The organism is Paenibacillus sp. FSL R7-0313, assembly GCF_037969885.1.
Classification (GTDB): Bacteria; Bacillota; Bacilli; order Paenibacillales; family Paenibacillaceae; genus Paenibacillus.
In genome coordinates, this window is record NZ_CP150219.1 from 2166245 (window position 1) to 2191066 (window position 24822).

A 24822-nucleotide genomic window follows, 5' to 3' on the forward strand; every position below is an offset into this window, starting at 1 on the left:
AAGAGTAATAGTTTGACAGAGAGCTTAATCAAGTCTATTATGGATAAATTAAATCCGTGTATAATGAGGTGCCCTCATGAAATATTCAAAAGCGACAAATTATGCTTTGCATACGATGCTTCATCTTGTAAGCACTGCCCCCGAACAGCTGGTTAGTGTACACCAATTTGCAGAATTGCAGAAGGTATCACCAACCTATCTGTCCAAGATATTGACCAAATTGGTTAAGGCGGGCATGATCGAATCAACTTCTGGTGCCAATGGTGGCTACCGGCTTAGTCGTAAAAATCCCGATCCTTCCTTCCTGGAGATCATTCATGCGATCGAAGGTCAGGCCTCTCTGTTCGAATGTTCCCAGAATCATAACGCAGGTTGTTTGATCCAGCAGGTGATGGTGCAGGCGGAAGAAGAGATGGAAAGTTTCTTGAACAATAAAAAAATGTCAGAACTGGCTTCAAAGATGAAGGGTGCACACTCCCTGTAACTTGCACTACAAGTGAAGCTTCGACGGACGCGGTTAACTCGTATGGCACATAGGTATATCCAGATCTTTCCCCAACCTCGCGAGAGGTAAGGAAAGATTTTTTTGTATCGTTGTACCTAATAGAAGCCGAATGGTACAATAAGGAAGGTATAGTATGCATACATACATGATCCAAATCTTACATCACATTTTACATCTCTGGAGGGACAACACATGAGCCAATCAACGATCACAGGACTGGAACAATTGCTCGCGCTGGAAAACATTCGGAACACCAAGGCGCGTTATTGCCGCTATATTGATACGAAACAATGGGATACCTTGGGTGATGTGTTTGCTCCGGATGCAGTGGCCGATTTCAGCACAGAAGGCAATCCGATTCCGGTATTAACAGGCCGTGATACGATCGTACAAGTATTCCGTGATCTGGTGGATGTTGCCGTAACCGTACATCATGTTCATAGCGCCGAAGTTGAATTTGTATCTGAGAACGAAGCAAAGGTCATCTCCCCAATGGAAGATTGGGTCACGTTCCCGGAGGGCAATGAAAACAAATCCTTCCACGGATTTGGGCACTACCACGAAACGTTTGTCAAAATCGACGGCCAGTGGTACATCAAACATACAAGTCTGAAACGTCTTCGTCTGGACCTGTTTGAATAGTATAATCCGTGTACAGAATAGAGAATTTGATCAACCATGAAAATAATAGCCCCGAGTAGCGCAATGAATGCGTCCTTGGGGCTATTTGGTGTTAGTGGAGCAGAACAGCTGACACCTACACAGAAAAATGGGATAACAAAAAAGCCAGGTTCAGAACCCGAGGGTCCCTTCCTGACTTCTTTTGTTTAAATATGATGTTAGATCCGGCTACTTGTTTCCGTGACTTTCCGAGACTGCATTCTTAGATACACCTGAGAGAAAATAACGGATGCCAGTGCGACCACGGTCATACCCCAGAAAATATTGGTGTACGCCGAGGAGAGTGGCAAGTTCTGCATCGCCGTTAATGCTACGCCAGTAACAGCAACGCTGAAAGCACCGCTGAAGAACTGACTGAGTTGGAACAGTCCCATACCTGCGCCCACCTGATCCATGGTCAGATTACCAGACAATTCATTGGACACGCTAGTGGTCAGGGATGAGAAGCCAACGCTGAGCAGCACATAGACCGCCATAATGGCGTAGATGTTATTGCCTGCAAATAAGGCAAACAACCCGGCAGCAGCCAGTAGCAACCATGGTGCAAACTTCAGTAGCAACGTATTGCCGTGTCGGTCAATCATACGGCCGATCCGGTTGGACAGCAGCATGGACACGACTGCACCCGGGAAGATGACTAGCCCGGATTGAGCAGGGGTCAGTCCATATAGATGTGCCAAAATTTGCGGCAGCAGGAACAACGTTGAGAAGTTATTGATGTACGATACAATCCCCAGCGAGCTGAGCATCATATATTTTTTGTCTTTGAACAAAGCAGGTTGAACAAATGGATCTGCCGCGCGCCGAATTCGGAGCCAGAACAGAAGCAGTGCTGCAGCACCGATAACAAGTGTGTACCACTGACGGGAAGTCAGGAATAACAGTACACCCGTAGTACCGATGGCAAGAAGCACGGCACCCAGCAGGTCAAATGAACCTTTTTGCGGTGTTTCCCGCGGAAGCAGTTTGAAGAATACAGGAATCAAGAATAACGTTAACCCCGTAACGATAAACAGATCATGCCATCCCAGGAACTGGGTAATACTTCCGCCGATGACGGGACCAAGTCCAAGACCCAGTGAACTGGCGGACATGATGACAGCCATCGATTTACCCCGGCGATCATGTGGAATGTACCGGGTAATCAGCACAATGGCGAGCCCCGGAACTGATGCAGCACCCGCAGCCTGGATCAGACGTGCAATGAGCAAAATGATGAAATGATTACTGAAGAACCCGAGAACGGATGCCGCACCAAGTAACGTAAGCCCGGTCGTGAATAATGTACGAATAGGTATGAAATCCGATAGACGTGAGAACGTAATCGAGGAAATGGCAAATACAATGGAATACCCTGTAACAATCCATGAGGAAGCGACGGATGTAAGCATAAATTCGGCTGCAATTTTGGGAAGAGCCAGATTAAACATCATTGTATTCATAACAACGAGTACAACGGTGAAACCAAGCAAGCTTACAATTAAACCTTCCTGTATTCCGGTCCGTTCCCCTGATGATGCGGTTGCAGTGTTGTTCATAAAAACCTCCTAAAGTGATATGTATTTCGCAACATTTCAGAAACGGTGTGTAACATTTGCAAAATGTAGTATGATGTCAATCCCGTGCCTATCAGCAGGGGTTACATAACGAAATCATTAAAGTTCGATTGGTGTCGAACATTAGAAATATATCATGGATCTGTGTTAAAATACAATGGATAGTCTGAGAAAAGGGGACTACAGTATGAAAATTTTACATCATCCACAGGTGTCAGATATTGAACTTTCCTCCGTCTTGTATGCGTTAAGCGACCCAACCCGTCTTGGGATTGTTGCGGAAGCAGCCAGAAGCGGGGAGCAACCGTGCAGTCATTTTCATGCACCTGTTGTGAAGTCAACGATGTCGCACCACATTCGCACTCTGCGGGAAGCCGGAGTTATTCGGGTCAGAGTGCAGGGCACACAGCATTTTCTCACCCTGCGATCCGAAGATTTGGAAACGCGCTTTCCAGGTCTCTTACAACCGTTATTGCAGGCCGCAGCTCAGTCAAGCACAGATCCTTCCTAAATTTTGTCCTTTCTTCAGGTCGAAGAGGGGACATTTTTATTTTCTGATACTGCATGTTCAAAAAGTTAACGATTCAGCACCGAGAAGGTGAACGCAAGATTCGATGTCGAGTTCGCTTCGTGGGCTACTTCGTGATCAATTGGGGACTTTTTGAACAACCTTTAAAACTGATGCGACATTCTGTGTCGTACGATGCCATATATAATAACGGTGAACACACAAACCATATCGAAAAGAGGTTCACAACCATTGGCAAAAACTAAAAGAGGACGCATCTTGTGGAGTCTTCCTTCCAGGGGCCGGGGAACATGCCCGGTGTGCAGCAGTACCCGAATTAAATTGTTGTATACGCAAACAAAAACAGACGGTACAAGTCTGAAAGTATGCAAGAAATGCTTCAAAGCCGTGCAATCCAGAGTGGATAAGGCACATGTATAACATAACTGGCCTGTTCTTCGGAACGGGCCATGTCTTTTGATATAATCGAATATATTAGGAATGGAATGAGATGGGGGCGGGAAGATGAGTAACATGCATCGGATTCACTGGTTTGACGAACAGATTCGGGGTGGACGTTTTCCGAATAGCAGCTGGCTTGCCCGTGAATTTGAAATCTCCCGTCGTCAGGCTCAGCGTGATATTGAATATATGGCAAGTTCCTTGCGAGCCCCTTTGGTGTATATGGCTAAATATCGGGGCTATTGTTATGAGGATCAGACTTTTCGATTGCCCCATTTGTATATGACCGAAGAAGAGCAACGTGTGCTGAAATATCTGGCGCATCGATATCGACATTACGATTATGATCAATCGGACGCGGTGAAACGTGTAGCGCATTTGCTGGAGCGTTTTACGTTGGAGGAACAACAGATGGGAAGTAGTGAGCTTCCGGTATTTTCGGCGCAACCGAAGCAACTGCAATTCTTTGAATTATTGTCCCATGCCATAACCGACTTGCGCAGAGTACATATTCATTACAGGGATCACGATGGAGAACGGCAGTTTTCCTTGTGTCCATTAAAGATGATATCCCAGTTTAACGCCGATTACGTGGTGGGTTATGAAGCAGACCCTGTACAGCAAGTGGCCATTCGCTTGGAGGGTATTGTTCATGTATCGATCTTGGATGAGAGATTTGAGTACAGATCAGATACCCTCCTAGGTGGATGGGAAGAACCACTGCCTGTGCGTAAACCGTTTGTAGCTGAGATTCGCTTGAAGGAATTCCAGCAAATGGACCTATGGCAAGGGTATCGTATCCAGGCTAGGCAAGATCAGATTTATTCAATTGAATTTTATGACACGGACGCTTTCTTGCAGCATTTGTTTATTAGCGAATGGGAGGAACTTTTGTCTCCTGGGTGGCTTAGACGTAAGCTTCAGCAAAGCGCAGAAGGATTAATTGACAGGCTCGCGATACAACGTGAGCAAAACGTGGAATAAAGCAGCATAGAGAGGAGAAGATCCGTCCTTGGCTGAGAATATTTTAGATAACCTCATTATGAAGCGGGAGTCCAAATCGTACGTGGATAGTCTGCATGCGATACTCACCCATACAGGACAGTTTCAAGGTTCCAAGGTTGTACTTGCCGGATATACGGGCATGGCTTTCAAGCTGTCGATACATCGCAGACTACTTCCCATGTCGGTTACAGCGTATGGGCAATGGGGGGAAGCACATCGTCCTGGAGTCGATAACCTGGGGATATTCACGATCTGGGATGGGGGACGTACACGTCATTCCACGTTTGGTTATTATCAGCAGGATGCAGTGAATTGGGTGAGACGGAGTATTGATGAAGGCACTGGTGTGATTTACTGGATTCCTGAGTTCGGTGTTATTCATGGATATGATGACCGTGATCGCATCTTTTATGTGCAAGACGGATGGAGCAAGGAACCGAAGATTTTGTTGTATGACAATTTCGGCTTGAACTTTACCGGATTTTGGTATTGTCAGGTATTTGGTGATCAGGTCCGCATCCCTGAAGAACAGATGCTGCTGGAATCCCTGCGACTGGCGATTGAGGATTGGGATATTCCCTATCGTCTGTTACCTGATCGGAATATTGCTTCAGGTAGAAAGGCATATGATGTGTGGGTGGAGGCCCTGCGGAGTGGGGATTTTGATGAATCAGGTGCGGCTTATATTTTGGAATCCTTCTGCCATGCTCGAACCGAAATAAGGATGTATTTGCAGGGTGTCCGAGGGATATGGAACGAACTGGACCAGGCTTGTGCATGTTATGAACAGCTTGGGACGTTCATTGACCAAATGAAAGGATATCTAGTTCAGCAGGAAAATAGACGTGTCTTGCGATCAGATACGACAGAAGATCTAGCACAGGTACTCGTGAAGGCGAAAGAATTGGAAGAGCAGGCTATTGATTATTTTCGAGTGATATCCAGGAAGTATCCTGACCGTAAAAGGTCCACTATACCACGGTGGGGAGCACATTCCGCACGATAGGATGAGAGGGGAAGGGAGTGAAGGATGATGGCGACAAAAGTAGTATTGCAGGACTGGATTCAATCCCCGCAAGCTGTTAATTTTGCTGATGAATATAGATCATGGAGCGGTGTGAGCGCGTATACAGATGCGTTGTATCGCATTTTATTACATAAACAGTGGACGGTTTTCCCACACCACATGATTGCAGGTATGACAGCAAGTGCATTCCGATTAGTGGTGGATCGGCGTCTGACGTCAGAGTCAATCTCCGCATACAATTGGATGGCAGAGAACTTTGTCGCAGCAGACTTCATTGGTGTGACAACGGGACAACATGGTGGATTTTCATTTGAACCGACTTTTCCGCTCTATCAGAAGCAGGCTCTGCTGGATATCAAAGCTTCCATTGACCGGGGCGTAGGTGCGATTCTATGGCACGATCAATTTGTCATTGTTACTGGATATGATGATGTGGAACGGGTGTTATTCATCTGTGAAAGTAAAGGCAATGAAGTCATTCGTCTGCCTTATGATTCGTTTGGAAGGAACAGTACACCCTACTGGTACTATCAGGTGCTGGAAGCTTGTGCACCCATAGATCGATGGGAAGTCTGCAAGGAATCGTTAATCCAGGCCGTTTACAAATGGGAAACCCATGACTATATGCTGCCGCCCCAAGATTATGCCTGTGGGGCGGCTGCGTATGCCGCTATTGCTGCTGCTTTGCAGTCAGGAAGATATGACGCTGAACAAGCGGCAACTGTACTTTGCTATTATGCCAAATCAAGATTGGATATTGCCTCTTATGTTGCAGGACTTAAGCATCTGTCCATTCAAATGGACCAGGTCATAAACGAGTATGAGCTACTCGCAAGCCTGTATACAATGATCTTTGAGAAAATCGACAACTTCATCTCTTGGAATACGAAGGAACCAGATTGTGTGCAAAGCGTGATTGAGCTTATCCGGAAGGCAGGGGCTACGGAACAACGTGCCATTGATGCCATTAAACGTGCCTTTCCAGAGACGATAGGCAATCGTTTTAAGGATGTTGGATTAAGATAAATATAATAAGTAGTTCTCTGATGTGATACCGCAGGCCGAAGTTCCATTTGATGCTAGAAGCGCAGTTTAAATATTTCTCACTTAACGTGGCGGGGTAACTATACTGACTACATTCTCAAATTCCGTCTGCCAGTCGCTCTTGATGATGTTGCCGATGTAACCATCGGGTCGAATAAGTATCAGCGTGTCGCTGTTAATGCCGTAGATGTCAGTCAGTTTTTGGGTGGTGTCGTTGATAACATTCTGTTCGGCTTCATTACCAGTACTGACGATGTATCTGTGCAATTCGGCACCACTATCCGGCCAGATCAGGTCAGGGAGGATATGAGCGGCAATGGCTCCAAAAGCAAGTAATGTGAATTGTGGTCCACGGAGAATTTCAAAAAGTCGTCTTACTCCGCCTGGGCCGATGCATGGAGCATCGGGTGCTCGATCTCCGACCTGAAGTGACTTGGTCGCTGATGCATGCTCAGAGCTAAGTGGACCACCATGATACGATAATTTGAGCTGTCGTTCCTCGTCACCGCGTTTGAGACTGGCGAGACGTTTATTATCGAGATTGGCGTACAACTCGCTGGATTTTCCAAGAACACGTGCGGCAATTGGTTGACGTTCGGCTTCGTAACTGTCAAGCAGGCGATCAGGTGCACCAGCAATGACCTGACTTATTTTCCAGCCTAGGTTATAAGCATCTTGTACACCGGTATTGAGTCCTTGCGCACCAGCTGGGGTATGGACGTGGGCAGCATCGCCTGCAAGGAAGACCCGGCCCGACCGATAATGCTCAGCAAGTCGCACGTTGGGACGGAATACGGAACTCCAGGTAATGTCGTAGAGTCGTAAACCAGTGAGCTTGTAAAACTGAGCGGCAAGTACAGCCTCGTCCAGATCTGGGTTCTCGTCTGCTCCCAACCTGATCATGACCTGAAACTGGTCGGAGTGTGGCAATGGGCATGCTCCTACAAATTCACCTTTTGTGCGGGGCCACATATGCCAACGATTGCGAGACAAGCCATCGATTGTGCCATCAATGATGAGCATACGATCTGATTCGTTGGTCTCTCCAACAAATCGAATACCTGTACCTTTACGAACGGTGCTGGAACCCCCGTCTGCCCCCACCAGATATCTGCTGCGAATCTTTTCCCCTGAAGAGAGCGTCACCGTCACCCCAGCGGCATCCTGTTCAAAAGTATCTACCGCGTTGTTAAATTCAATATTCAGCCCCTGACGTTCGAGTAGGCGGTGCAGGATGGCATCCGTGCGGTGTTGAGCCAGCAGAAGAATATTCGGATAGGGCAGATCTGGTGTAGGTTTATTTCGCTGCTGCATGCGCCACGGCACAGTGATCGGACCTAGATGGATACCTGCGAGCGGGTAAGAACTTCCCTCTGTGTGAGCATCACTCAGCACGCCTAGATCTTCAAAAACCTCCTGGGTTCGCGGCTGTACGCCCTTGGCACGAGAACCCTTAAAGGCATGGGGAGCCTTGTCGACCAGCCGGACACGAAGGCCGCGGCGCAACAGATCTGCTGCTAATGTAGATCCGGTCGGGCCAGCACCTGCAACCAATACGTCGATATCGTAATCTTCCCTCGATGGACTCACATCCGGTTGTTGCTTCTCTTGCAATGGCTTGAATCGTATAGCTGTCATTTGTAATGTTCCTCTCTAAATTGGATCTGAAATAAAGTTCTGTTTCTAATAACTAACGGACTATGAAAATTACAACTTATTGTTTCTTAGAAACAATAAGTTTCCGTGCAACAATAGTAATTTGAATTCTATTCTTTTGTCAATATTGTTTCCTGGAAACTTTAATTGTGAACCTGTCCTTGATATACTGGGATGAAGTTCATTAGTGTTGGAGGAAAAAGGATGATCAAGCCATCAAACTATCACAATAAAGAGCACCTGATTGATGAAGTGCTGGGAGCTGTGAAAGACATACAGATTAAATTCCAAGCGGAAGATGACGAAGAGAAGGAATGGCTGCTTAAGCACAGCCCTGATCCGGAAGTTCAAGAGTTAATCGAAGAAATGACGGTTACGATGTTACATGTGCTGGATGCTATCGGAACACTTGAACCTGTAAATGGGATAACCATTTCAAAACAATTCGGTTTTTCCAAAGGCACAGTTTCCAAAATCACCAAAAGGCTGGTACAGAAAAATATCATTTTGCCTGAATATCTGCCGGATAATAAAAAAGAAGTATTGTTTCGCATGACAGAACGGGGTCAAGACATCTATCGTTTACATCAAGCCATGCATCAACAAATTGATCTTGGCGCAAATCGTTTTTTGCAGCGATATACCGAAGATGAATTGCAGTTCTTAGCGCATGCTCTCCGTGATACGGCACAGGCGTCCTGGTTCATTTCGGAAAAAGATGGGCCATCCATCGTTTCTGGTGATGGGGGGGCTTATCCTGAAGATGACTCAGAACTTAATGAGACCACAGGGGAGTCAACCGTTAACGAGGAAATGAATGAAATTATGGGGATGCTTCATACGCTGAATACCCGTGATCTGAAGAAGGCCAAGGCCGTTCTTGAGGATGTTTTCTTTACGAAATATGAGGATTAGCGTAAGTAAGCTGTTGAGCCTGCTCATATTCATCTCGGCATACGAAGTTGTTCTGCAAAAAAATAAACGCTATAAAACCGGACAGGCTGCAGCCGATCCGGTTTATTTGCATTCAACATATATGCACATCAGGTTATGTGATCCACGCTAATAATAAATTTTACAAGAAAAAATAACCAAAATTTTAATTTTGGGGTAATCCAAATCCCCTATTGTTCCGAATATTATATTAGATGGTCTTTTTTGGATGATGATATTCAAGGACAACAGGGGGCGGGAGTATGGTACATAATCCGGAAACCATTCAGGAATGTATCGAACATGCACGGCAAAGGCTCTACCAGATTGCAGCTCAATATGCGGAACTGTGGCATCCGGAGGTTATTCGCCAATCCATGGTGCTGGATGAGTTAATTAATGAATATAACAACGCAACTCGCGGAAGAACGAATTCGAATCAACTGAAATAATGAACGTATAGAATGCACTTATAAAATGAACAAAGAATTCCAAGAAGGGATTCCGTGTGTTTGCCTTACTCTTTTACCGCCCCGAGCACAATCCCCTTCACGAAGAAACGCTGCAAGAACGGATACACGAGCAGGATCGGCAGAGCGCCAATAAAGATCTGAGCCGCGTTAACCGTACGCTGAGACATGTTCTGAAGCTGCGTTGCATCCACGTTCATGTTGGAGAAATCCTGCTGAACGATAATGGTCTGCATTAACGTGGCTAGTGGATATTTGGAAGCATCATTCATATAGATCAACCCGTCGAACCAGGAATTCCACTGACCTACCATCGTGAATAAAGAGATCGTCGCAATGGCGGGCATGGATACAGGCAGATAGATTTTGAATAACGTCGTAATATGGTTGGCTCCATCGATAAATGCGGCTTCTTCCAGCTCTTTCGGCACGTTACGGAAGAAGTTCATCATCAGAATCAGGTTCCAGACAGCCACCGCTCCTGGCAAAATCAGAGCCCACATCGTATTAATCAGTCCAAGCTTCTGGATCAAGATATAAGATGGAATTAATCCCCCGCTGAACAGCATTGTGAAGATGAAAAACCACGCGTATAACGAGCGCCCCTTGAAGTGCAGACTCTCCTTGGATAGCGGATAAGCCGTCAGGAAGACAAGTGTCATACTGAGCAGTGTACCCAGAACCGTACGTTGGACTGAAATCCAGAGTGCACTTAGAAAGTTACTGTTACCAAATGTTTTGGTGTAGGCGTCCACCGTAAAATCAATCGGCCAAAGTGTCACCAGATTGGCGGATGCTGCCGCTTTACCACTGAAGGAAACCGCCAGAATATGGACCAGCGGCAGGATACACAGGATCGAGACGGCCGCGATGAATATCAGGTTGAAGCCATTAAATATACGGTACCCGGTTGTTTTGTGATACACCTTAATTCCTCCTTTGCATTTTGCATAATTCGATTTGAATCGCTCGCGTGTACAAGATATAGACGAACTAAACCATTTCGATCTATATCTCGCTGATTGAAAGTCGCTGTCTGGATGTATGCAAAATGCCCCTTAAAAAATACGGTAATTGGCGATTTTGTACGCCATCCGGTACGCAGAGATGACCAGGAACATCGCGACAAATGATTTGAATAGTCCAACGGCGGTCGCAAAGCTCATTTTGCCGTTCAGAATCCCCATCCGGTAGACAAAGGTATCGATAATATCACCTTTTTCATATACCAGCGGATTGTACAGGTTAAAGATCTGGTCAAAGCCTGCATTCAGGATATTGCCCAGCGATAACGTACCTACCACGATTATCATCGGCACGAGTGCAGGCAGGGTAATATGTATTGTCTGTCTAAGTCGTGTTGCCCCATCCACCTCGGAAGCCTCATACAATGCGGGATTAATACCCGCAAGTGCTGCCAGAAATACAATCGTTCCGAATCCAAACTCCTTCCACACATCACTGACAACTACCGTTACACGGAACCAGTCGCCGTCCCCCAGAAAGAAGATCGGTTCAACGCCAGCCGCCGCCAACACCTGGTTTACCAGCCCGCCTTCCGGTGATAACATGTCGAGCAATATACCACCAAGGACAACCCAAGACAGGAAATGGGGCAGATACACCAAGGTCTGTGAGAAACGTTTGAACGTGGAGTTCCGAACCTCATTCAGCAAAATGGCGAACACTACGGGGGCCACAAGTCCGGCTACGATTTTCATCGAAGCGATCAGTACCGTGTTCCAGATGACCTGAACGCTGTCGGGATATTCGAACATGAACCGGAAGTTGTCCCAGCCCACCCATTTGGAGCCAGTGAATCCCAGCCACGGTTTGAAGTCTTGAAAAGCAATAATAATGCCGCCCATGGGCACATAGGCGAACAGCAAAGTGAGCAGTACAGCAGGCAGCAGCATCAGATGCAGCGGCCATGTGCGTTTGAAATTCCAGCGGGTACGTTTGCGTGGATGAGGCGTCATTTTTCGCACCGGCGTATTGGTTGTTAACGGTTGTTCGATAGCCATCAGGGTCCCTCCTTTATCTCGTCCAACCCGGGCAACATGAGGCGAGCAAGCCTCTGCACAGAGTGGAGCAACTGAATTATAGCAATGGAAAAGGGCGGACTATAGAACAACATTTCAATGCGGATGTTGAAATATTAACTTGTTGATGGAAACGACAAAAAGGAGCATCCGACTGTAAAGTCCAATGCCCTGTCTTCAGGTTGTGCTCCGGCCATATGTTATTTGCTTCCGATATGCCCTTCATGCTGAACGCACCTATATCATTTCACAATGGAGCCATCATACTGCGCATCAACGGTACGAACCGCTGACTGTACCTCGGCCACCAGACGTTCCCGTTCTTCATAGAGGGGGGCTTCCTCTTCCTCAAAACCAAACTGAATTGCCCGAACGCTGCCTTGTGTCAACGTTAAGCCCTGAAGCTGCAATTCAAACAGGAAGGAAGCTTCAAAACCCATGCCATCCTGATCCCGGTAACAATACAAGCTGGAGATATCGTCTTCTTCAATGTGCAAAATGCCTTGTTCTGTCAGTTGCATCACAGAGCCCCCTCACGAAATGTTGATTCATTCCCAGTATAAGAGGATTTCCAGTCACAGGAAAGCGGGAGAACAAAAAATCATATAGAATTGTAAGGGCTTTCAATATAAAATAGGACTTCGGTATAGAAAGACTTCAAAAATTCAGGGACAGGGTGAAACGATGAAATTCACAGTATTTGCGAAGACGGTCATTCTCTTAATCTGCCTGCTGGTACCCATTCTGCTGCTGTATACATACGCGAACCAGGCAAATGTGGACATGGTCGTTGAAGAGAAACAACAGTCGAGTCTGAACCAGTTCAATTATTTCAGTTCCCAGGTGGATAAAAATATCGAGCAGCTTTCGCTGTATGGCCTGACATTGCTGCGAGATCCCAGTATCCTGCACTATCGTTACATGACGGACTCCACCAGCCAATATGAGAAAAACAGTATCTATCTGGATATCCTCGACAAATTATCATTGTACCAGTCCACCAGCCGCTGGAAGAATGATATTACCATTGTGCTGCCACAAGCGGAACTTGTGTTGTCCACCATGTCCAGCCGGACGGTCTACGATGAGAAGATGTTGACGTTTCCGCAACCGGGCCAATGGCAGCTGGAGCAGGGGAGTTTCACTTACTTTTTCACGGATAACTATGAGTGGAATGAAAAACCGGTGAACACAGGCGTGCGAACGGTGATGGAGATTAATTTTGACCCGATGAACGTGGTTGCCATGTTGGATGATTTCAAAGAAACGCAGGGAGGAGATCCTTTCTTGCTCGTACCAGGTAAAGATCCGTTGCTGAACCGTACGGCGGACCCCGAACTGGTCGAAGCGATTATGCGAGATATCCCCTTTGACGGACCGGAGCGGGAAGGTAATCATCAGCTGGAGGTAGGTGACAAACAGTATCTGGTCAGTTACGTACACTCGAAACAACTGCAAGCGGTATACGTGAACCCGGTGGTATTGGATGATTTACTAACCCCAATGGACAAGAGCCGGAATATGTTCATTACCTCCATTCTGTTACTGCTCGTGCTGAGTATCGGGGCTGCACTACTTTTGTATCGAAAAGTCCAGGTGCCGATCCATCGTTTGATGAGAGGGCTGCAACAGATTCGCAAAGGGCAGTTGTCCACTCGGATTCCAGTTGATCACTCCCGTGATGAATTCGCGTACCTGACCCAGAGCTTCAACCATATGGCGGAACAGATTCAGGAATTGATCGAGAAGGTATACGAGGAACGTATCCGCTCACGGGAAGCCACACTGAAACATCTGCAATCACAGATCAATCCGCATTTTCTGTACAACTGCCTGTTTTATATCAAAAATATGACCCAGCTTGGCAACCGTGAAGCGGTTATTGCCATGTCGCTAAGTCTGGGAGACTACTATCGCTACATTACGCGGGGCGAGAATGACATGACCACAGTGGAAGAAGAGATTCGGCTGCTGGACCATTATCTGTCCATTCAACAGATGCGGACCAACCGACTGACCTATGAGATCGCCGTACCGCAGCAACTGATGCAGCTCCACATTCCACGGCTTCTCATTCAGCCCATCGTAGAGAATGCGGTGATCCACGGCATCGAGCCGATGGAAGGCAGTGGGCATGTCGTCGTAACGGGAATGGCGGTACCCGAACATATTGAGGGACGAAAATATACAAGATACAGCCTGTTTGTAGACAATGACGGTGTCACACTGACAACGGAAGAGATTGCGGAATTGGAACGGGAGATCCATGAGCCGATGGGTGAGGAGATTGGAACAGGGACGTGGAATGTGCACCAGCGTCTCGTTACGCGATATGGGCTGTCGTCTGGTCTTCATTTTGGAGCGATTCCCTATGGGGGACTTAGTGTAGAAATTCGATGGTTTGAGGAGGAACAAACGCATGATGAATCTGATGGTTGTGGATGATGAACATTCCGCAGTAGAGTCGATCGCTGTCTCCATACCATGGAGAGAACACGGGATTGGTCAGGTGTTCAAAGCCTATTCAGTCAAAGAAGCCTTGGAACATATGGCAACACAACAGGTCCATATTATTATCACGGATATTCGCATGCCGGGTCTGTCCGGTCTGGATCTGGTCAGTCACATCAGGCAAAAGTGGGAACAGACGAAATGTATTATTTTGTCGGGGCATGCTTCCTTCGATTATGCGAAGCAGGCGCTTAAACATGGGACGGTCAGTTATCTGCTCAAACCGGTCCGGGATGAGGAATTGATCGAATCCGTGCAGCAGGCTGCCGTGCAGATTCGCCTGGAGGGTGAGAAACAAATGCTGCATCAGCGGGCGATGTATTCGGTAAGGGAACATCTGCCCGAGAAGCGGGCAGAGCTGATGAAGGATGTACTGTTAGGACATAAATTTGCGGATGCTGAACTCGAAGGCAAGCTGGAGCAACTGGAGATCGGGTTCCGTCCACAGGATAAAATGCAACTGCTGCTCATCCGGTATGATGACCATCAACCGACACATAAAGCGTTTCGATTGATGAAGTACGCCATCTCGAATGTAGTGGAGGAGATCTACGGCAGTACCTATCATCTCTGTCATACGGATGATGCTTACGATGACCTGGTCTTCATGGCCAGTCCCAAACAAACTCAGGCTGAACCTGAAATGCTAATGGGTCGGCTTGGAGAGCGTTTGATCCACAGTGTGAGGCAGTATCTGAACGCGACCATTTCCCTGTCCGTTAGTCGTATGGGGCGTTTCCCAGATCAGGTGCCGCAGCTATATCATCAAGCTGTGAGTGCACTTCGCAAGCAGGCCGAGGCGGGCAAAGGATTACATCTGAATGCGGCTGCGGGAACCAATGGGGCCACGTTGAAGTCACTTGCAGCACTGTATGAACCGCCGGGTCTAACGGCGTTGCTGGAAGCCGGGCGCATGGAGGATGCACACCGTAAGATTGATCAGATCTTTGCCGAACTGTCGAACAGTGTGTTCCCGGAGCATGTGTATGTGGCTTTTCATTATTTGGCGGCAGCATTCTCCTATATGGCTCATCGGGAAGGAAGACAGTTAGCCGAAGTGCTTGGCGAGCAGTACCAGCAGCTGCTCAAGGATGGTTATGGCATCTCGCTGCGTAGTCTGGAAACGTGGACCAGAAGTGTGATGCAGCAGTGGGAAGAGAGCACGAGCGATGCGGGACAGGATGCCGGATCATCGCTGATTCGGCAGGTGCAGCAATGGATTGACCATCATCTAGGCGAGGATCTATCGTTGCAGGTCATTGCCGGAGAGGTGCATTTGCACCCCGTATATCTGTCGAAAATGTACAAACAATCCACAGGTGAAGGCATTAGTGATTATATTATCCGTTCCAGAATGGAACGTGCGGTTCATTTGCTGAAGCATACGGCAATGAAGATTTATGAAGTTGGTCAGGAAGTGGGGTACAATAACACGCCTTATTTCATTCAGGTTTTCCGCAAACATTATGGACTGACCCCGCAGGATTTTCGGAACGGTTAACAAATCAATATGAACATTGAAATTGTGATATATGTTTGCCTCCCCGGCTGCACTATCCTTTTCATGTAAGGTGCATAATGCCACATGCAGAGGTGCATTTGGCACATAAGGGTATCCAAGTTACCTGAGGAGGGGTTAGTTCATGTATAGAAAAATGATGACGGCATTACTCGCAATAACGATGGTTGCTGTAACGGCATGCAGTTCGGGGGCCAAGGAAGAACCGGCCAAGGAAGCCGCTGCACCACTTGCTCTGCAAGACGGGAAGTATGAACCGGCGGTACAGATGAGTTATTTGCGGGCCTGGAATGATGATACCAAATTCAAGAATGGGGAAACGGCACAGAACAATGTGCATACCAAATGGGCCAAGGAACGACTTGGCATCGATCTGACCACGCCATGGGCTGTATCGGTGACCAATGATGCATTTTACACGAAATTACGCTTGTCGCTGTCCGCTAACGAAGAATTGCCGGATATCGTATCCATTCGGGGAGACTACAATCTGGTCCGGGAATTAATTGAGTCCGGCAAGTTTGCGAATGCAGGCGAGCTGTTTGACAAGTATGCTTCGGACACATGGAAACAGGCATCTGAATCCGCGCCGGAGGAATGGTATCCGTACATGTATGAGGGCGAGCGTTATGGCATTCCAATCTTCGATTATGCCTACAACGGCGATTCGGTCATGTTTATCCGGGAAGACTGGCTGAAGAAGCTGGGACTGGAAGAACCAAAAACCATGGATGAGCTGGTTACGGTCATGGATGCTTTTACGAATCAGGACCCGGATGGGAACGGTAAAAAAGATACGTATGGTCTGACCGTCGGCATGAAAAATGCGCTCAATACCTGGATGACGGAATCTGGCTGGATCTTCGGCATGTACAACACGATGCCTGGACAATGGAATGATGCTGGAGACGGCACACTGCAATATGGTTCCATTCAGCCAGGTGTGAAGGAAGGTCTTGCAACGATGAAAGATTGGTTGTCCAAAGGTTACCTGCCCAAAGAAGCGGGTGTCTATGACGAAATCAAGGCAGCAGAATTGTTCACCGCAGGTAAAGCAGGCATTATCGTGGGGCCACACTGGATGCCAAACTGGCCGATTGATGATGTGAAGAAAAATGTGGACGGTGCCACGTATAAGGCCATTGCCTTACCTACAGGACCATCAGGCGAGAGCCACCAACATGGTTCAGGGGCAAGCAACGGGGTGGTGCTGATTAACAAGGACATGGCGAACCCGGAGATTTTCTTCACGTATCAAAATTATCTGTTCGACAACTTTGCCAACCCGGAAGTGGGCAGCGAGTTCGAACATGGCTTTGCACAAGGATATGACTATGACATCGTGGATGGCAAAGTTGTTGGTGAAGCCGAAGTGAAGGACGGCGTATCACCACTCAAATATACAATTACGTATGATGGTGCCCGAATTCCGAATCTGATGATGGATACGCTGGCGGAACTTGCAAAAGGCAAGGAACCGGAAACTCCTTTTGAGAAAAATACGAAAATTGCCAACAAACCGGAAGTGTTTGTAGCCGCTGAAGTCGTCGTTGCGAATAAAGATAACGCGATCAAGAACAAGTTCACCGGGGCACCAACCGAGACGATGAAAATGAAGAAGGACGCAATCGACAAGTTGGAGAAAGATACGTTCAGCAAGATCATCTATGGTCAGGTAGGCATTGAGGAATTTGATGCGTTTGTGACAAAGTGGAAATCCATGGGCGGGGATGATATTACCGCCGAAGTGAACGAGTGGTATAAGACAGTCAATTAATAAACAAAAGCAGGGTAGAACGATGAATTCATCGGATCTACCCTGCTTTTTTGTCTCGAATAACATTTATGGAAAAATAGAGTCTTAGGAGTTATAGCTACCAATCTATATCGGACAGATCGGCTATGACTCACAGCGGACAAAAGTAACGTTTTTTCCTAAAACCACATTATCCACCTTCCATCCGGCATTTAACCAGGATAATGCTTGTGTATGATTCATGGAATTATTCACCCACCATTGTTCGCGATTATACGCTGTAGGGGGTAACGTAAATCCGAGAATTTCCTCAAGCTCTGCATATGTAAGGGTGATTGAAACCTGATTCAAATAGTTTTCCAAGGGGAAGTATTTGCTGTAGCTCATTTATTCGAACCTCCTGAAAAGGAATACAATAATTATACAACGTAGGGATGATGATAGCGAGGGCAAGCCGAGAGTGTACATAGATATGAAAAAAAGGAATCCTAATCCGTAGATCTCTTTGACTAGGGCATGTCTTAAATACCACTTATGGGCATCTTTCACCACCTTTTCTCCCCCTGCTGCCTTATTGTTCCGGGTGTGCTGGAGAGAGTAAAATAATAGGTAGTATACGAACATCAATACGTATTTATAACATAGATGCCCCGGATTGATCCGGGATTCATAGAGGTTCAAGTGTGGTTGATGAACATCATAAGATGCATGGGAAGGCAGGAGATTAGATGAGTACACTTTATGATCAGGCGATGGAAGAGATGATAACGACGATTCATGAATGGTTTGATGAACAGGAAAAGCGGGATGACTTGGAAAGTGTTGTGAAGCGAACCACGCTGCAAATGGGTATTGTTAATGATATTGTGCTGGATTACAAACCTGGACGGACCACGGTAGACAGCCTGGATCTGGGTTTGGATGATGATGTGAAATCAAAGCAGGCAGTAGCCTTTACCGAGGAGCAGGTACGGAATGAGATCGGGCCTAAGCTTGTAGAGGTTGTCCAAGCTAGATTGGACAAGCTGGCAGATACTCCGTTGATTGACTACCGCTTCACCTTGCGTGGGAAATTCCCAACAACCGAAGGCAAGCTGCAACTGAATTTATTGGAATGGATAAACGAAGAGAAAAGAAAGCTGCTCCTTGAGCGTATTCATACCTATGTAGACAAGAATCTGGAGAACAGTACATATCCAACAAAGCCATTGGAATCCTTCTTTTTGACGAGTCATCTGCTCGATCCAAAGCTGTTCTCGGAGTTGGATGTAGCATGGACCATCAGGCAGTATGACCGGATTCTAGAGTTGAATCAGGGTCGTCCGGAGGCACTTGCGGAACATCGGGGTGAGATTACTCGTGCGGTGACGGCATGGGCGGAGAATCAGTTTTTGCCACAGTATTATGATGTACAGTCTTCGGCTTATCGTACCAATGAATATTCGCTTAAGCCAGGAGCAACGTTGGAATGGGACGTTGAATCACAGACAGGCCAACCGTCGGATGAGCAGGGGAAGGCGCAAACACCCGGGACTCAACCAATAGATTTGCTGTTATACACGGCGGTCATGATTCTGCGTTTTGAGCCGAGTTATAGCAAACCCAAAGGTGTGACTTTATTGGAACTCGCGAAGCAACTCGGTAGCAAACGTGCGGCACGTATGATGACAGAAGGCAGCGGTACGTATGCGAAGGACGATATTCATGTGAAAACGGAAGAAGTAGAATGCAAAGCAAATGATGTATTTGCTCTGATGAACATTCACATTCGTAAGGAGGAGGCGGGTGCCTATCAACAGGCACTTAACTTTATCATTTATTTATTGAAACAGGGATTTCCAAAAGGTTATAAGATCAAGCTGAAATCTGCCGTAAAGCAGTATTTGCCGATCAAGGGACTCGCGAAGTCGGATACCCACCGATTCTTTGCGAATGCACTGGAATACCCGGAGCTGCATCCACTCCTGGAAGAGTATGCGCGTGAGGCTATCCAGGAGTTTGAGTTCTACGAGGATACCGAGGGAGAGAAAAGCTGTATGCCAGGCAGTTATGCAACCTTTGGACTGGGGCTCGTGGATGAGCGGTATTTCCCGCTGGTTGAATATTACATGGGTGAAGTGGATGATGAGCATCAGTTAATTCAGGACAAGTTTATTGCGGCATTTGTAGAAAAACAGGGTGTAACGGTTCAAGCCATACCTGCGTTAGTCGCCAGTTTGCGTCGTTCGACTGATAGTCTGAAGCTTAAGATTCAGACTGAGCTTGAGAATGAGGAAATACTCGAACAGTTGGTTAGGCAGGTTCAAGAACTTGAGGGTTATGAAGCGGAACGTGTACTCTATCCGATCTTTGGCAAGGTGGAGAAGCTCACAATGCTCACTCGTAAAGCGGAGGGAAGACGGAAGGAATTATTGCTGGAACTGTTGCAAGCCGCAGGGAAATGAAGATGTACACAAGACAAATAAGATTGTGATGTGCGAGTCAGTAGAGCATTTTAGAGAAGTGAAAGTGTATAAGGAAAGGTGGGGAGAGTCATGGAGGCATTGAGACGAGACATGTGGCAGGGGTTGAATGCTCAGGACAAAGAGGCTTGGATGCGTAAGCTCGTTCGTCAGTTACCAGACGGTATGGTATATGAGGGTCTCGAGACATTTGAACGATTCGGTCAGCGGATGGAGACGGGTGTATTTACTGAGGATGGGCTGAGATTTGTGTTTGTCCCTGGGGATCAAGTAACACTAGGCTGGGATCGTTGGCAGCATGGTATGAACGAAGAGACATTAGCCGACCTGCATGAAACGGTCAGTGAGTATGGTGTGGAGGACGTAGATTCGTTTCTGGCGAGTCAAATGTCACCTGTGAGAGAAGTTACTATTGCGCCGATGCTTGTGGAATGCGAACTGATCTCGCTTGGCTGGATTGAAGTGTCCGAGGAGGAAGCATTTGCACAGGAAGATCCTGATTTCCCGTCAGCCCTGGAGCAGTTTAAGCAATCGGAAATACGTGAATATGAATTGCATCAACAATTCCGTCTAATTCGCCAAAGTGAGGATGAAGTCCGAATCCTGTGGTTCAATGAAGGAATAGAACTGGAGGACGTCGTGAGGGAGGAAGCTGCGGCGGGTTTTGGTTTGCTGACCGAAGACGAATGGGAGTATATCTATGGCGGCGGTTGTCGCACGTTATTTCCCTGGGGTGACAGCTTCGACTATACGATGAGATTGAAGCACTTTGGCAGTCTGGAAGGCGTGGATGAGATTGTGGATGGATCGGCAGAGACGGCCTCTTCACGGGTTGAAGAAAAGGATGATCGTCCTTATGATCTGGAACTGCCGAATTTCTTTGGAGTGCAATTTGCCGGTGATCCCTACAAGTATGAGCTTACCCTCGATTCAGCTGGGGACGTAATGCCCAAAGGCGGAGACGGCGGAAGTCTGATTTGCGGTGGTACAGGGCCGCTGGTTGGTTTCTTGCCTGCTGCTGCGGTATATTATCGAGACATTAATGCCAGTGAACTCGACTGGGAGGATTTGATGGATGCGATGGTCTATCGCAGGGTTGTTCGTTTGGCTGATCTAAAGGTTTGATGGATTAATCAAAGCAGCTAGTGAGCGGTAGCATCCCATACGTAGAAAGAGATTTAGTGGATTCTAAAGGGCAGTTGACAGATAAATGAATACATCCGTCTCTGTCCTTTGGAGTGTTCCATTATGACCAGAAGGTGGAAGAAAAAGTAATGAATATTTAGATCAAAAGTTCTATACTTAACGAGTCTCAATCAAATCCATTACACAGAGAAGGAGTTAAGTATGTCCAGAGTATCCAAATGGCTCATCGTTAGTTTAGTTTCAATTTTTATACTTAGCATGTCGGAATTCACAGTCTCAGCGTCCACTTCAATAGTTCAAACCGCACAGAATGCAGAGCGATCCATTTCATCCAAAGATCGGGTGCAACACAACATTCGTTTTGCAGTCAGAGGCACGGAGGTGGCCGTGACTACGCTTCGAACAAGTTTTGATACTGGGGAAATCAAAGAAAATGAGTACCATTTTACTGATCCAGCAATCCTTCCTAGGATACATACCGGTCTGACGACAACTTCCCATCAGTATGATCCTATCGTTAGTGACACACCAGCAGGATTAAAAGGATACATAACTTATTATGCCACGGATGATAATGAGTATTATTACGTTTTGTATGAGTATGACTATAGCTCGAACACTCTTCGCAAAGTCCATGAGGACGAAAACCGTATCTACTTGGAACCTCAAATCGGAATGTATTATACGATTTACGAGAAAAACGTACATAAATCCAACTACTATTCCATGGTCACAGGAAAAAAAATATACACTCGCGGAAATATTTTGCTAGAAAGGGATTTGACAGATACCAAATATGTGGTATCACCAATTCCACAAACCCGTAATTTTGGGGTGTATTGCACAGATACTTTAGATTGCCACTATCTTGAATATGGCGGTATAAAGGGGAAAAAGGCTAAAGTAAGCGACTTGTGGATGAAGCCTGACCAGAAGACAGGGTTGTCTACTAAAGCTTTTCAGGTAAGTGCAGATGTTCATTTAAATGTTTCTCAAGGTAACACGAGGGATCGGAAATCAGACTGGACCGTGGTTGTAACCAAGAATGGTAAAAAAACCACACTGATTAAAGAGCGAGTGGGCTATGTGCATTCATTTATCTCTCCCGAAAGAAAAACATTGGTTTTGGTCACGGAGAATGGCTTGGATAGTAAGATGGAGTCGTCCAAGGTACAAGTCTATGATTTGAAGACCCTTAAGCGGATTCGTTCCTATGATTCTCCTTATCGTGCTCGTACCGAAAGTATCCAGTGGATTACTGAGGATGAGTATATTATTGAACAGTATTTTTCCAATCCAGGCTCTTACCCGCCATCCTTATATGTTATTTCAGAAAATAAACATCTTAAATTGAATTATGGTACGTACAGTGACTGGAAAAAATACTGGAATTCTTTTCAGTTCTCTAATGTCTTTTTTCCGATGGAACCTGTAGCTATTAAGTCTGATCAGGGTGTATTGGAGTATAAAGGGCAGCCCACCTTCTATATGGAAGGGCAGCATTATGTTCCTTTAGAAGAATTCACTAAAGCATTTCATATTCAATATAATCTGGGCAAGGATCGGATCACCTTCACTCGTGGACAGCGTTCTTCCAGTGTGAATCAACCTTCAAAACAATTGTTGACGCTATACAATCAGAGCTTTATTCCTTTAGGTCAGTGGAGCAAGGACTTGGGGCTCAAAGTATCGGAGACAAAAGGAAGCAGGTACAACAAACAATTAAGCATAAGCGATGAAGAAAAGGGTACTGATCTGGCCATGGAGCCCAAAATTCTCCCTTTTCAGGCAAGTGCACGATGGATGGATCGGGTAGGGGACAGTTACCAATTAGATCCGGTAAATACTAGGCCGATGGAATCAGCTGTGCCAGACCGAATTGATGGTGTAGTGCTGAATTTTGATCGAACATTGACCATTTCTTCCTCTAAAGATTCAATTACAGAGTTGCTTTTCACCAATCCAGACTACACTTCGGTGATCGGGAAAGTATCTTTAATGGACATACCTGAGAGGAAATGGGGATTTAGCACAGCCAAGATTCCAGAAAACATGTTACAAGATGGTGTGCTTAATATGATTTTTCCCGTGAAAGAAGGAAAATCAACGATGGTGTACTCCTTAAAGCTTCCAGAACCATTTGATAAAAATAAATTCTAAAGATTCAAAAAAACACACATCAAATCAGCCCCAGCTCATAGAGTGGGACCAAAATGATGTGTGTTTATTTTTGTTTATTTCACTTTTTGTACAGATACCGCCATTTGCTCGAGTTGAGTGTGAGTCAATTGGTTATTCGGTGAGGTGATGGTTACATAACGATCATCCAGCTTGAACGTGAGCATATCCGTTTGGTCTGGTGTGTACCATTTGGCTGATACGCCATTAGGCAGTTTTACCGTTTTGCCATCATAGCTGAACGAGTAGTCTTTAGGGGATACCGTGACATTCATATGATTGAAAACAAAGTTTACACCATCACCGCCTGCACCTACGCTTTTGAACGTATCTCCAGCAACCATATGTTGTGGGGCATAGGCTGTTGTGAACCCGTCAAACTTCGCAAATGCTTTGCGAATGTTATCCAATTGTTGCTTGCTATAGTTCACATCTGCAAATGCAGTGATCCCTTGATCGTTGTTGCCAGTTGCCTTCTGAACAGATACAGCGACTTGTTGCAGCTGAGCTTGACTCAGCTTATGATCCGGCGAGCTAAGGGTAACGTAACGATCATCCAGTTGGAATGTGAGCATGCCCGTTTGGTCGGGTGTGTACCATTTGGCGATAACCCCATTGGATAGTTTCACGTCTTTGCTCGTATAGCCGTCCGAATAATCTCTTGGAGATACATCCACTTTCATATGGCTAAAAATAAAGCTTACGCCGTCGCCACCCGCACCTACACTTTTGAACGTGTCACCTGCGATCATCTGCTGAGGGACATAAGCGGTCTCGAACCCATCGAATTGTGCAAAAGCTTTTTGAATCGCCGCTTTTTGTGCTGCGCTATACGTTACATTTGTCAGAGCTGATGGATTGCTCGTAGCTTGGCCGATAATAACCTGCCCTTTTTTGCCGTCATAGGATACGGGTACATGCAACGCATCGGCCAGCGCACGTACAGGCAGATAAGTGGAGTTGTTATAGGTAATTGGAGCAAGTTTGTTGCCATTGCTATCCGATGGTGAGTAAGCCGCCCCATCAACATTAAAGCTGATTCCATGATTAAGGTATGCAGAGATTTTCTCCAGCTGCGTTCCGGCGAATACGCCCGTTGCTCCTGTTAATGTCATGCCCAGTACCATCATCGTTGCTACGGATTTCTTCATGTTTTTTTTCATCATATATCTCTCCTTCAAGTTGGGGTTTAGTTTTGTTTAATGGGCTCGCTGTCCCTTATGGCTTTATATTAAACCCCGAACATATCCAGAATAATTCTGAATTATCTCCAACTTGTAAACATGTGTGTATATGCTGAGAATGTAGAATGAAAACTGAAGCTGCTTGGCATGTTTGAACGTATTCTTTGCCGAATCGAA

At 46.3% G+C, this 24822-nt stretch carries 22 protein-coding genes; 15 read left to right on the forward strand and 7 right to left on the reverse strand.

The features are described 5' to 3' along the window. The first annotated feature begins 76 nt into the window (after positions 1–76). On the forward strand, positions 77–484 hold the full coding sequence (locus NSQ38_RS09370; protein ID WP_339788744.1) for an Rrf2 family transcriptional regulator: 408 nt from the start codon (positions 77–79) through the stop codon (positions 482–484). A 213-nt stretch (positions 485–697) separates the two neighbouring features. Next, positions 698–1147, forward strand: a complete 450-nt coding sequence (locus tag NSQ38_RS09375; protein WP_074096526.1) for a nuclear transport factor 2 family protein — start codon at positions 698–700, stop codon at positions 1145–1147. A gap of 197 nt (positions 1148–1344) precedes the next feature. Here the strand turns inward: NSQ38_RS09375 and NSQ38_RS09380 are convergent, their stop codons facing one another. Then, entirely contained in the window at positions 1345–2724 is a 1380-nt protein-coding gene (locus NSQ38_RS09380; RefSeq protein WP_339788747.1) for an MFS transporter, read from the reverse strand. A 205-nt stretch (positions 2725–2929) separates the two neighbouring features. On the opposite strand from NSQ38_RS09380, the gene NSQ38_RS09385 reads away from it, so the two are divergent. The 5 genes from NSQ38_RS09385 (at position 2930) to NSQ38_RS09405 (ending at position 6770) form a co-directional block, all read left to right on the forward strand. Next, positions 2930–3253, forward strand: coding sequence for a helix-turn-helix transcriptional regulator (locus NSQ38_RS09385; protein ID WP_338588604.1), 324 nt, complete (start codon positions 2930–2932; stop codon positions 3251–3253). A gap of 249 nt (positions 3254–3502) precedes the next feature. Continuing rightward, positions 3503–3691, forward strand: coding sequence for a hypothetical protein (locus tag NSQ38_RS09390; RefSeq protein WP_339788749.1), 189 nt, complete (start codon positions 3503–3505; stop codon positions 3689–3691). Positions 3692–3775: 84 nt separating this feature from the next. Beyond that, entirely contained in the window at positions 3776–4696 is a 921-nt protein-coding gene (locus tag NSQ38_RS09395; RefSeq protein ID WP_339788752.1) for a WYL domain-containing protein, read from the forward strand. 28 nt (positions 4697–4724) lie between these two features. Beyond that, positions 4725–5723, forward strand: coding sequence for a hypothetical protein (locus NSQ38_RS09400; RefSeq protein WP_339788755.1), 999 nt, complete (start codon positions 4725–4727; stop codon positions 5721–5723). 24 nt (positions 5724–5747) lie between these two features. Next, positions 5748–6770 carry a hypothetical protein gene (locus NSQ38_RS09405; RefSeq protein ID WP_339788758.1) on the forward strand — a complete coding sequence of 341 codons (1023 nt, stop codon included), beginning with the start codon at positions 5748–5750 and terminating at the stop codon, positions 6768–6770. A gap of 81 nt (positions 6771–6851) precedes the next feature. On the opposite strand, the gene NSQ38_RS09410 is transcribed toward NSQ38_RS09405, so the two are convergent. Further along, positions 6852–8426 carry an FAD-dependent monooxygenase gene (locus NSQ38_RS09410; RefSeq protein WP_339788761.1) on the reverse strand — a complete coding sequence of 525 codons (1575 nt, stop codon included), beginning with the start codon at positions 8424–8426 and terminating at the stop codon, positions 6852–6854. A 222-nt stretch (positions 8427–8648) separates the two neighbouring features. Between NSQ38_RS09410 and NSQ38_RS09415 the strand changes: the two genes are divergently transcribed. Beyond that, on the forward strand, positions 8649–9359 hold the full coding sequence (locus NSQ38_RS09415) for a MarR family transcriptional regulator (protein ID WP_339788764.1): 711 nt from the start codon (positions 8649–8651) through the stop codon (positions 9357–9359). Positions 9360–9640: 281 nt separating this feature from the next. Further along, the gene (locus NSQ38_RS09420; RefSeq protein WP_074096520.1) at positions 9641–9829 is read left to right on the forward strand and encodes an aspartyl-phosphate phosphatase Spo0E family protein; all 189 of its coding nucleotides are present in this window, start codon (positions 9641–9643) and stop codon (positions 9827–9829) included. Between the two features lie 65 nt (positions 9830–9894). Here the strand turns inward: NSQ38_RS09420 and NSQ38_RS09425 are convergent, their stop codons facing one another. From NSQ38_RS09425 to NSQ38_RS09435, 3 genes are all read right to left on the reverse strand, one after another. After that, positions 9895–10773: a carbohydrate ABC transporter permease gene (locus NSQ38_RS09425; RefSeq protein ID WP_017692164.1), complete on the reverse strand. Its 879-nt coding sequence runs from the start codon at positions 10771–10773 to the stop codon at positions 9895–9897. Positions 10774–10905: 132 nt separating this feature from the next. Next, on the reverse strand, positions 10906–11826 hold the full coding sequence (locus NSQ38_RS09430; protein ID WP_339790466.1) for an ABC transporter permease subunit: 921 nt from the start codon (positions 11824–11826) through the stop codon (positions 10906–10908). A gap of 305 nt (positions 11827–12131) precedes the next feature. Further along, the gene (locus NSQ38_RS09435; RefSeq protein ID WP_074096519.1) at positions 12132–12410 is read right to left on the reverse strand and encodes a hypothetical protein; all 279 of its coding nucleotides are present in this window, start codon (positions 12408–12410) and stop codon (positions 12132–12134) included. A 163-nt stretch (positions 12411–12573) separates the two neighbouring features. Here NSQ38_RS09435 and NSQ38_RS09440 point away from each other — a divergent pair, with 163 nt between their 5' ends. From NSQ38_RS09440 to NSQ38_RS09450, 3 genes are all read left to right on the forward strand, one after another. Continuing rightward, the gene (locus tag NSQ38_RS09440) at positions 12574–14334 is read left to right on the forward strand and encodes a histidine kinase (protein ID WP_339788767.1); all 1761 of its coding nucleotides are present in this window, start codon (positions 12574–12576) and stop codon (positions 14332–14334) included. Next, positions 14309–15901, forward strand: a complete 1593-nt coding sequence (locus NSQ38_RS09445) for a response regulator (RefSeq protein WP_339788770.1) — start codon at positions 14309–14311, stop codon at positions 15899–15901. The genes NSQ38_RS09440 and NSQ38_RS09445 overlap by 26 nt, the downstream gene beginning before the upstream one ends. Before the next feature lie 142 nt (positions 15902–16043). Then, the gene (locus tag NSQ38_RS09450) at positions 16044–17696 is read left to right on the forward strand and encodes an extracellular solute-binding protein (protein ID WP_338588595.1); all 1653 of its coding nucleotides are present in this window, start codon (positions 16044–16046) and stop codon (positions 17694–17696) included. 123 nt (positions 17697–17819) lie between these two features. Here the strand turns inward: NSQ38_RS09450 and NSQ38_RS09455 are convergent, their stop codons facing one another. Beyond that, positions 17820–18062 carry a hypothetical protein gene (locus NSQ38_RS09455; RefSeq protein WP_017692170.1) on the reverse strand — a complete coding sequence of 81 codons (243 nt, stop codon included), beginning with the start codon at positions 18060–18062 and terminating at the stop codon, positions 17820–17822. A 341-nt stretch (positions 18063–18403) separates the two neighbouring features. Here NSQ38_RS09455 and NSQ38_RS09460 point away from each other — a divergent pair, with 341 nt between their 5' ends. The 3 genes from NSQ38_RS09460 to NSQ38_RS09470 all read left to right on the forward strand — a co-directional run bounded on the left by NSQ38_RS09460 (position 18404) and on the right by NSQ38_RS09470 (position 23443). Continuing rightward, a complete protein-coding gene (locus NSQ38_RS09460; protein ID WP_339788773.1) occupies positions 18404–20119 on the forward strand; it encodes a DUF6138 family protein in 1716 nt (571 codons plus the stop codon). 90 nt (positions 20120–20209) lie between these two features. Continuing rightward, positions 20210–21262, forward strand: a complete 1053-nt coding sequence (locus tag NSQ38_RS09465; RefSeq protein WP_339788776.1) for a hypothetical protein — start codon at positions 20210–20212, stop codon at positions 21260–21262. Positions 21263–21541: 279 nt separating this feature from the next. After that, the gene (locus NSQ38_RS09470) at positions 21542–23443 is read left to right on the forward strand and encodes a hypothetical protein (RefSeq protein ID WP_339788779.1); all 1902 of its coding nucleotides are present in this window, start codon (positions 21542–21544) and stop codon (positions 23441–23443) included. A gap of 74 nt (positions 23444–23517) precedes the next feature. Here the strand turns inward: NSQ38_RS09470 and NSQ38_RS09475 are convergent, their stop codons facing one another. After that, on the reverse strand, positions 23518–24627 hold the full coding sequence (locus tag NSQ38_RS09475; protein WP_339788782.1) for a hypothetical protein: 1110 nt from the start codon (positions 24625–24627) through the stop codon (positions 23518–23520). Positions 24628–24822: the final 195 nt, after the last annotated feature.

What these genes read in the sequence shown, in the direction of transcription:
- NSQ38_RS09405 (WP_339788758.1), top strand. Translation starts at nt 5,748, where the DNA reads ATGATGGCGACAAAAGTAGTATTGCAGGACTGGATTCAATCCCCGCAA.
- NSQ38_RS09470 (WP_339788779.1), top strand. Translation starts at nt 21,542, where the DNA reads ATGTCGGAATTCACAGTCTCAGCGTCCACTTCAATAGTTCAAACCGCA.
- NSQ38_RS09445 (WP_339788770.1), top strand. Translation starts at nt 14,309, where the DNA reads ATGATGAATCTGATGGTTGTGGATGATGAACATTCCGCAGTAGAGTCG.
- NSQ38_RS09370 (WP_339788744.1), top strand. Translation starts at nt 77, where the DNA reads ATGAAATATTCAAAAGCGACAAATTATGCTTTGCATACGATGCTTCAT.
- NSQ38_RS09395 (WP_339788752.1), top strand. Translation starts at nt 3,776, where the DNA reads ATGAGTAACATGCATCGGATTCACTGGTTTGACGAACAGATTCGGGGT.
- NSQ38_RS09385 (WP_338588604.1), top strand. Translation starts at nt 2,930, where the DNA reads ATGAAAATTTTACATCATCCACAGGTGTCAGATATTGAACTTTCCTCC.
- NSQ38_RS09475 (WP_339788782.1), bottom strand. Translation starts at nt 24,627, where the DNA reads ATGATGAAAAAAAACATGAAGAAATCCGTAGCAACGATGATGGTACTG.
- NSQ38_RS09435 (WP_074096519.1), bottom strand. Translation starts at nt 12,410, where the DNA reads ATGCAACTGACAGAACAAGGCATTTTGCACATTGAAGAAGACGATATC.
- NSQ38_RS09420 (WP_074096520.1), top strand. Translation starts at nt 9,641, where the DNA reads ATGGTACATAATCCGGAAACCATTCAGGAATGTATCGAACATGCACGG.
- NSQ38_RS09440 (WP_339788767.1), top strand. Translation starts at nt 12,574, where the DNA reads ATGAAATTCACAGTATTTGCGAAGACGGTCATTCTCTTAATCTGCCTG.
- NSQ38_RS09460 (WP_339788773.1), top strand. Translation starts at nt 18,404, where the DNA reads ATGAGTACACTTTATGATCAGGCGATGGAAGAGATGATAACGACGATT.
- NSQ38_RS09410 (WP_339788761.1), bottom strand. Translation starts at nt 8,426, where the DNA reads ATGACAGCTATACGATTCAAGCCATTGCAAGAGAAGCAACAACCGGAT.
- NSQ38_RS09415 (WP_339788764.1), top strand. Translation starts at nt 8,649, where the DNA reads ATGATCAAGCCATCAAACTATCACAATAAAGAGCACCTGATTGATGAA.
- NSQ38_RS09375 (WP_074096526.1), top strand. Translation starts at nt 698, where the DNA reads ATGAGCCAATCAACGATCACAGGACTGGAACAATTGCTCGCGCTGGAA.
- NSQ38_RS09450 (WP_338588595.1), top strand. Translation starts at nt 16,044, where the DNA reads ATGTATAGAAAAATGATGACGGCATTACTCGCAATAACGATGGTTGCT.
- NSQ38_RS09465 (WP_339788776.1), top strand. Translation starts at nt 20,210, where the DNA reads ATGGAGGCATTGAGACGAGACATGTGGCAGGGGTTGAATGCTCAGGAC.
- NSQ38_RS09430 (WP_339790466.1), bottom strand. Translation starts at nt 11,826, where the DNA reads ATGACGCCTCATCCACGCAAACGTACCCGCTGGAATTTCAAACGCACA.
- NSQ38_RS09455 (WP_017692170.1), bottom strand. Translation starts at nt 18,062, where the DNA reads ATGAGCTACAGCAAATACTTCCCCTTGGAAAACTATTTGAATCAGGTT.
- NSQ38_RS09380 (WP_339788747.1), bottom strand. Translation starts at nt 2,724, where the DNA reads ATGAACAACACTGCAACCGCATCATCAGGGGAACGGACCGGAATACAG.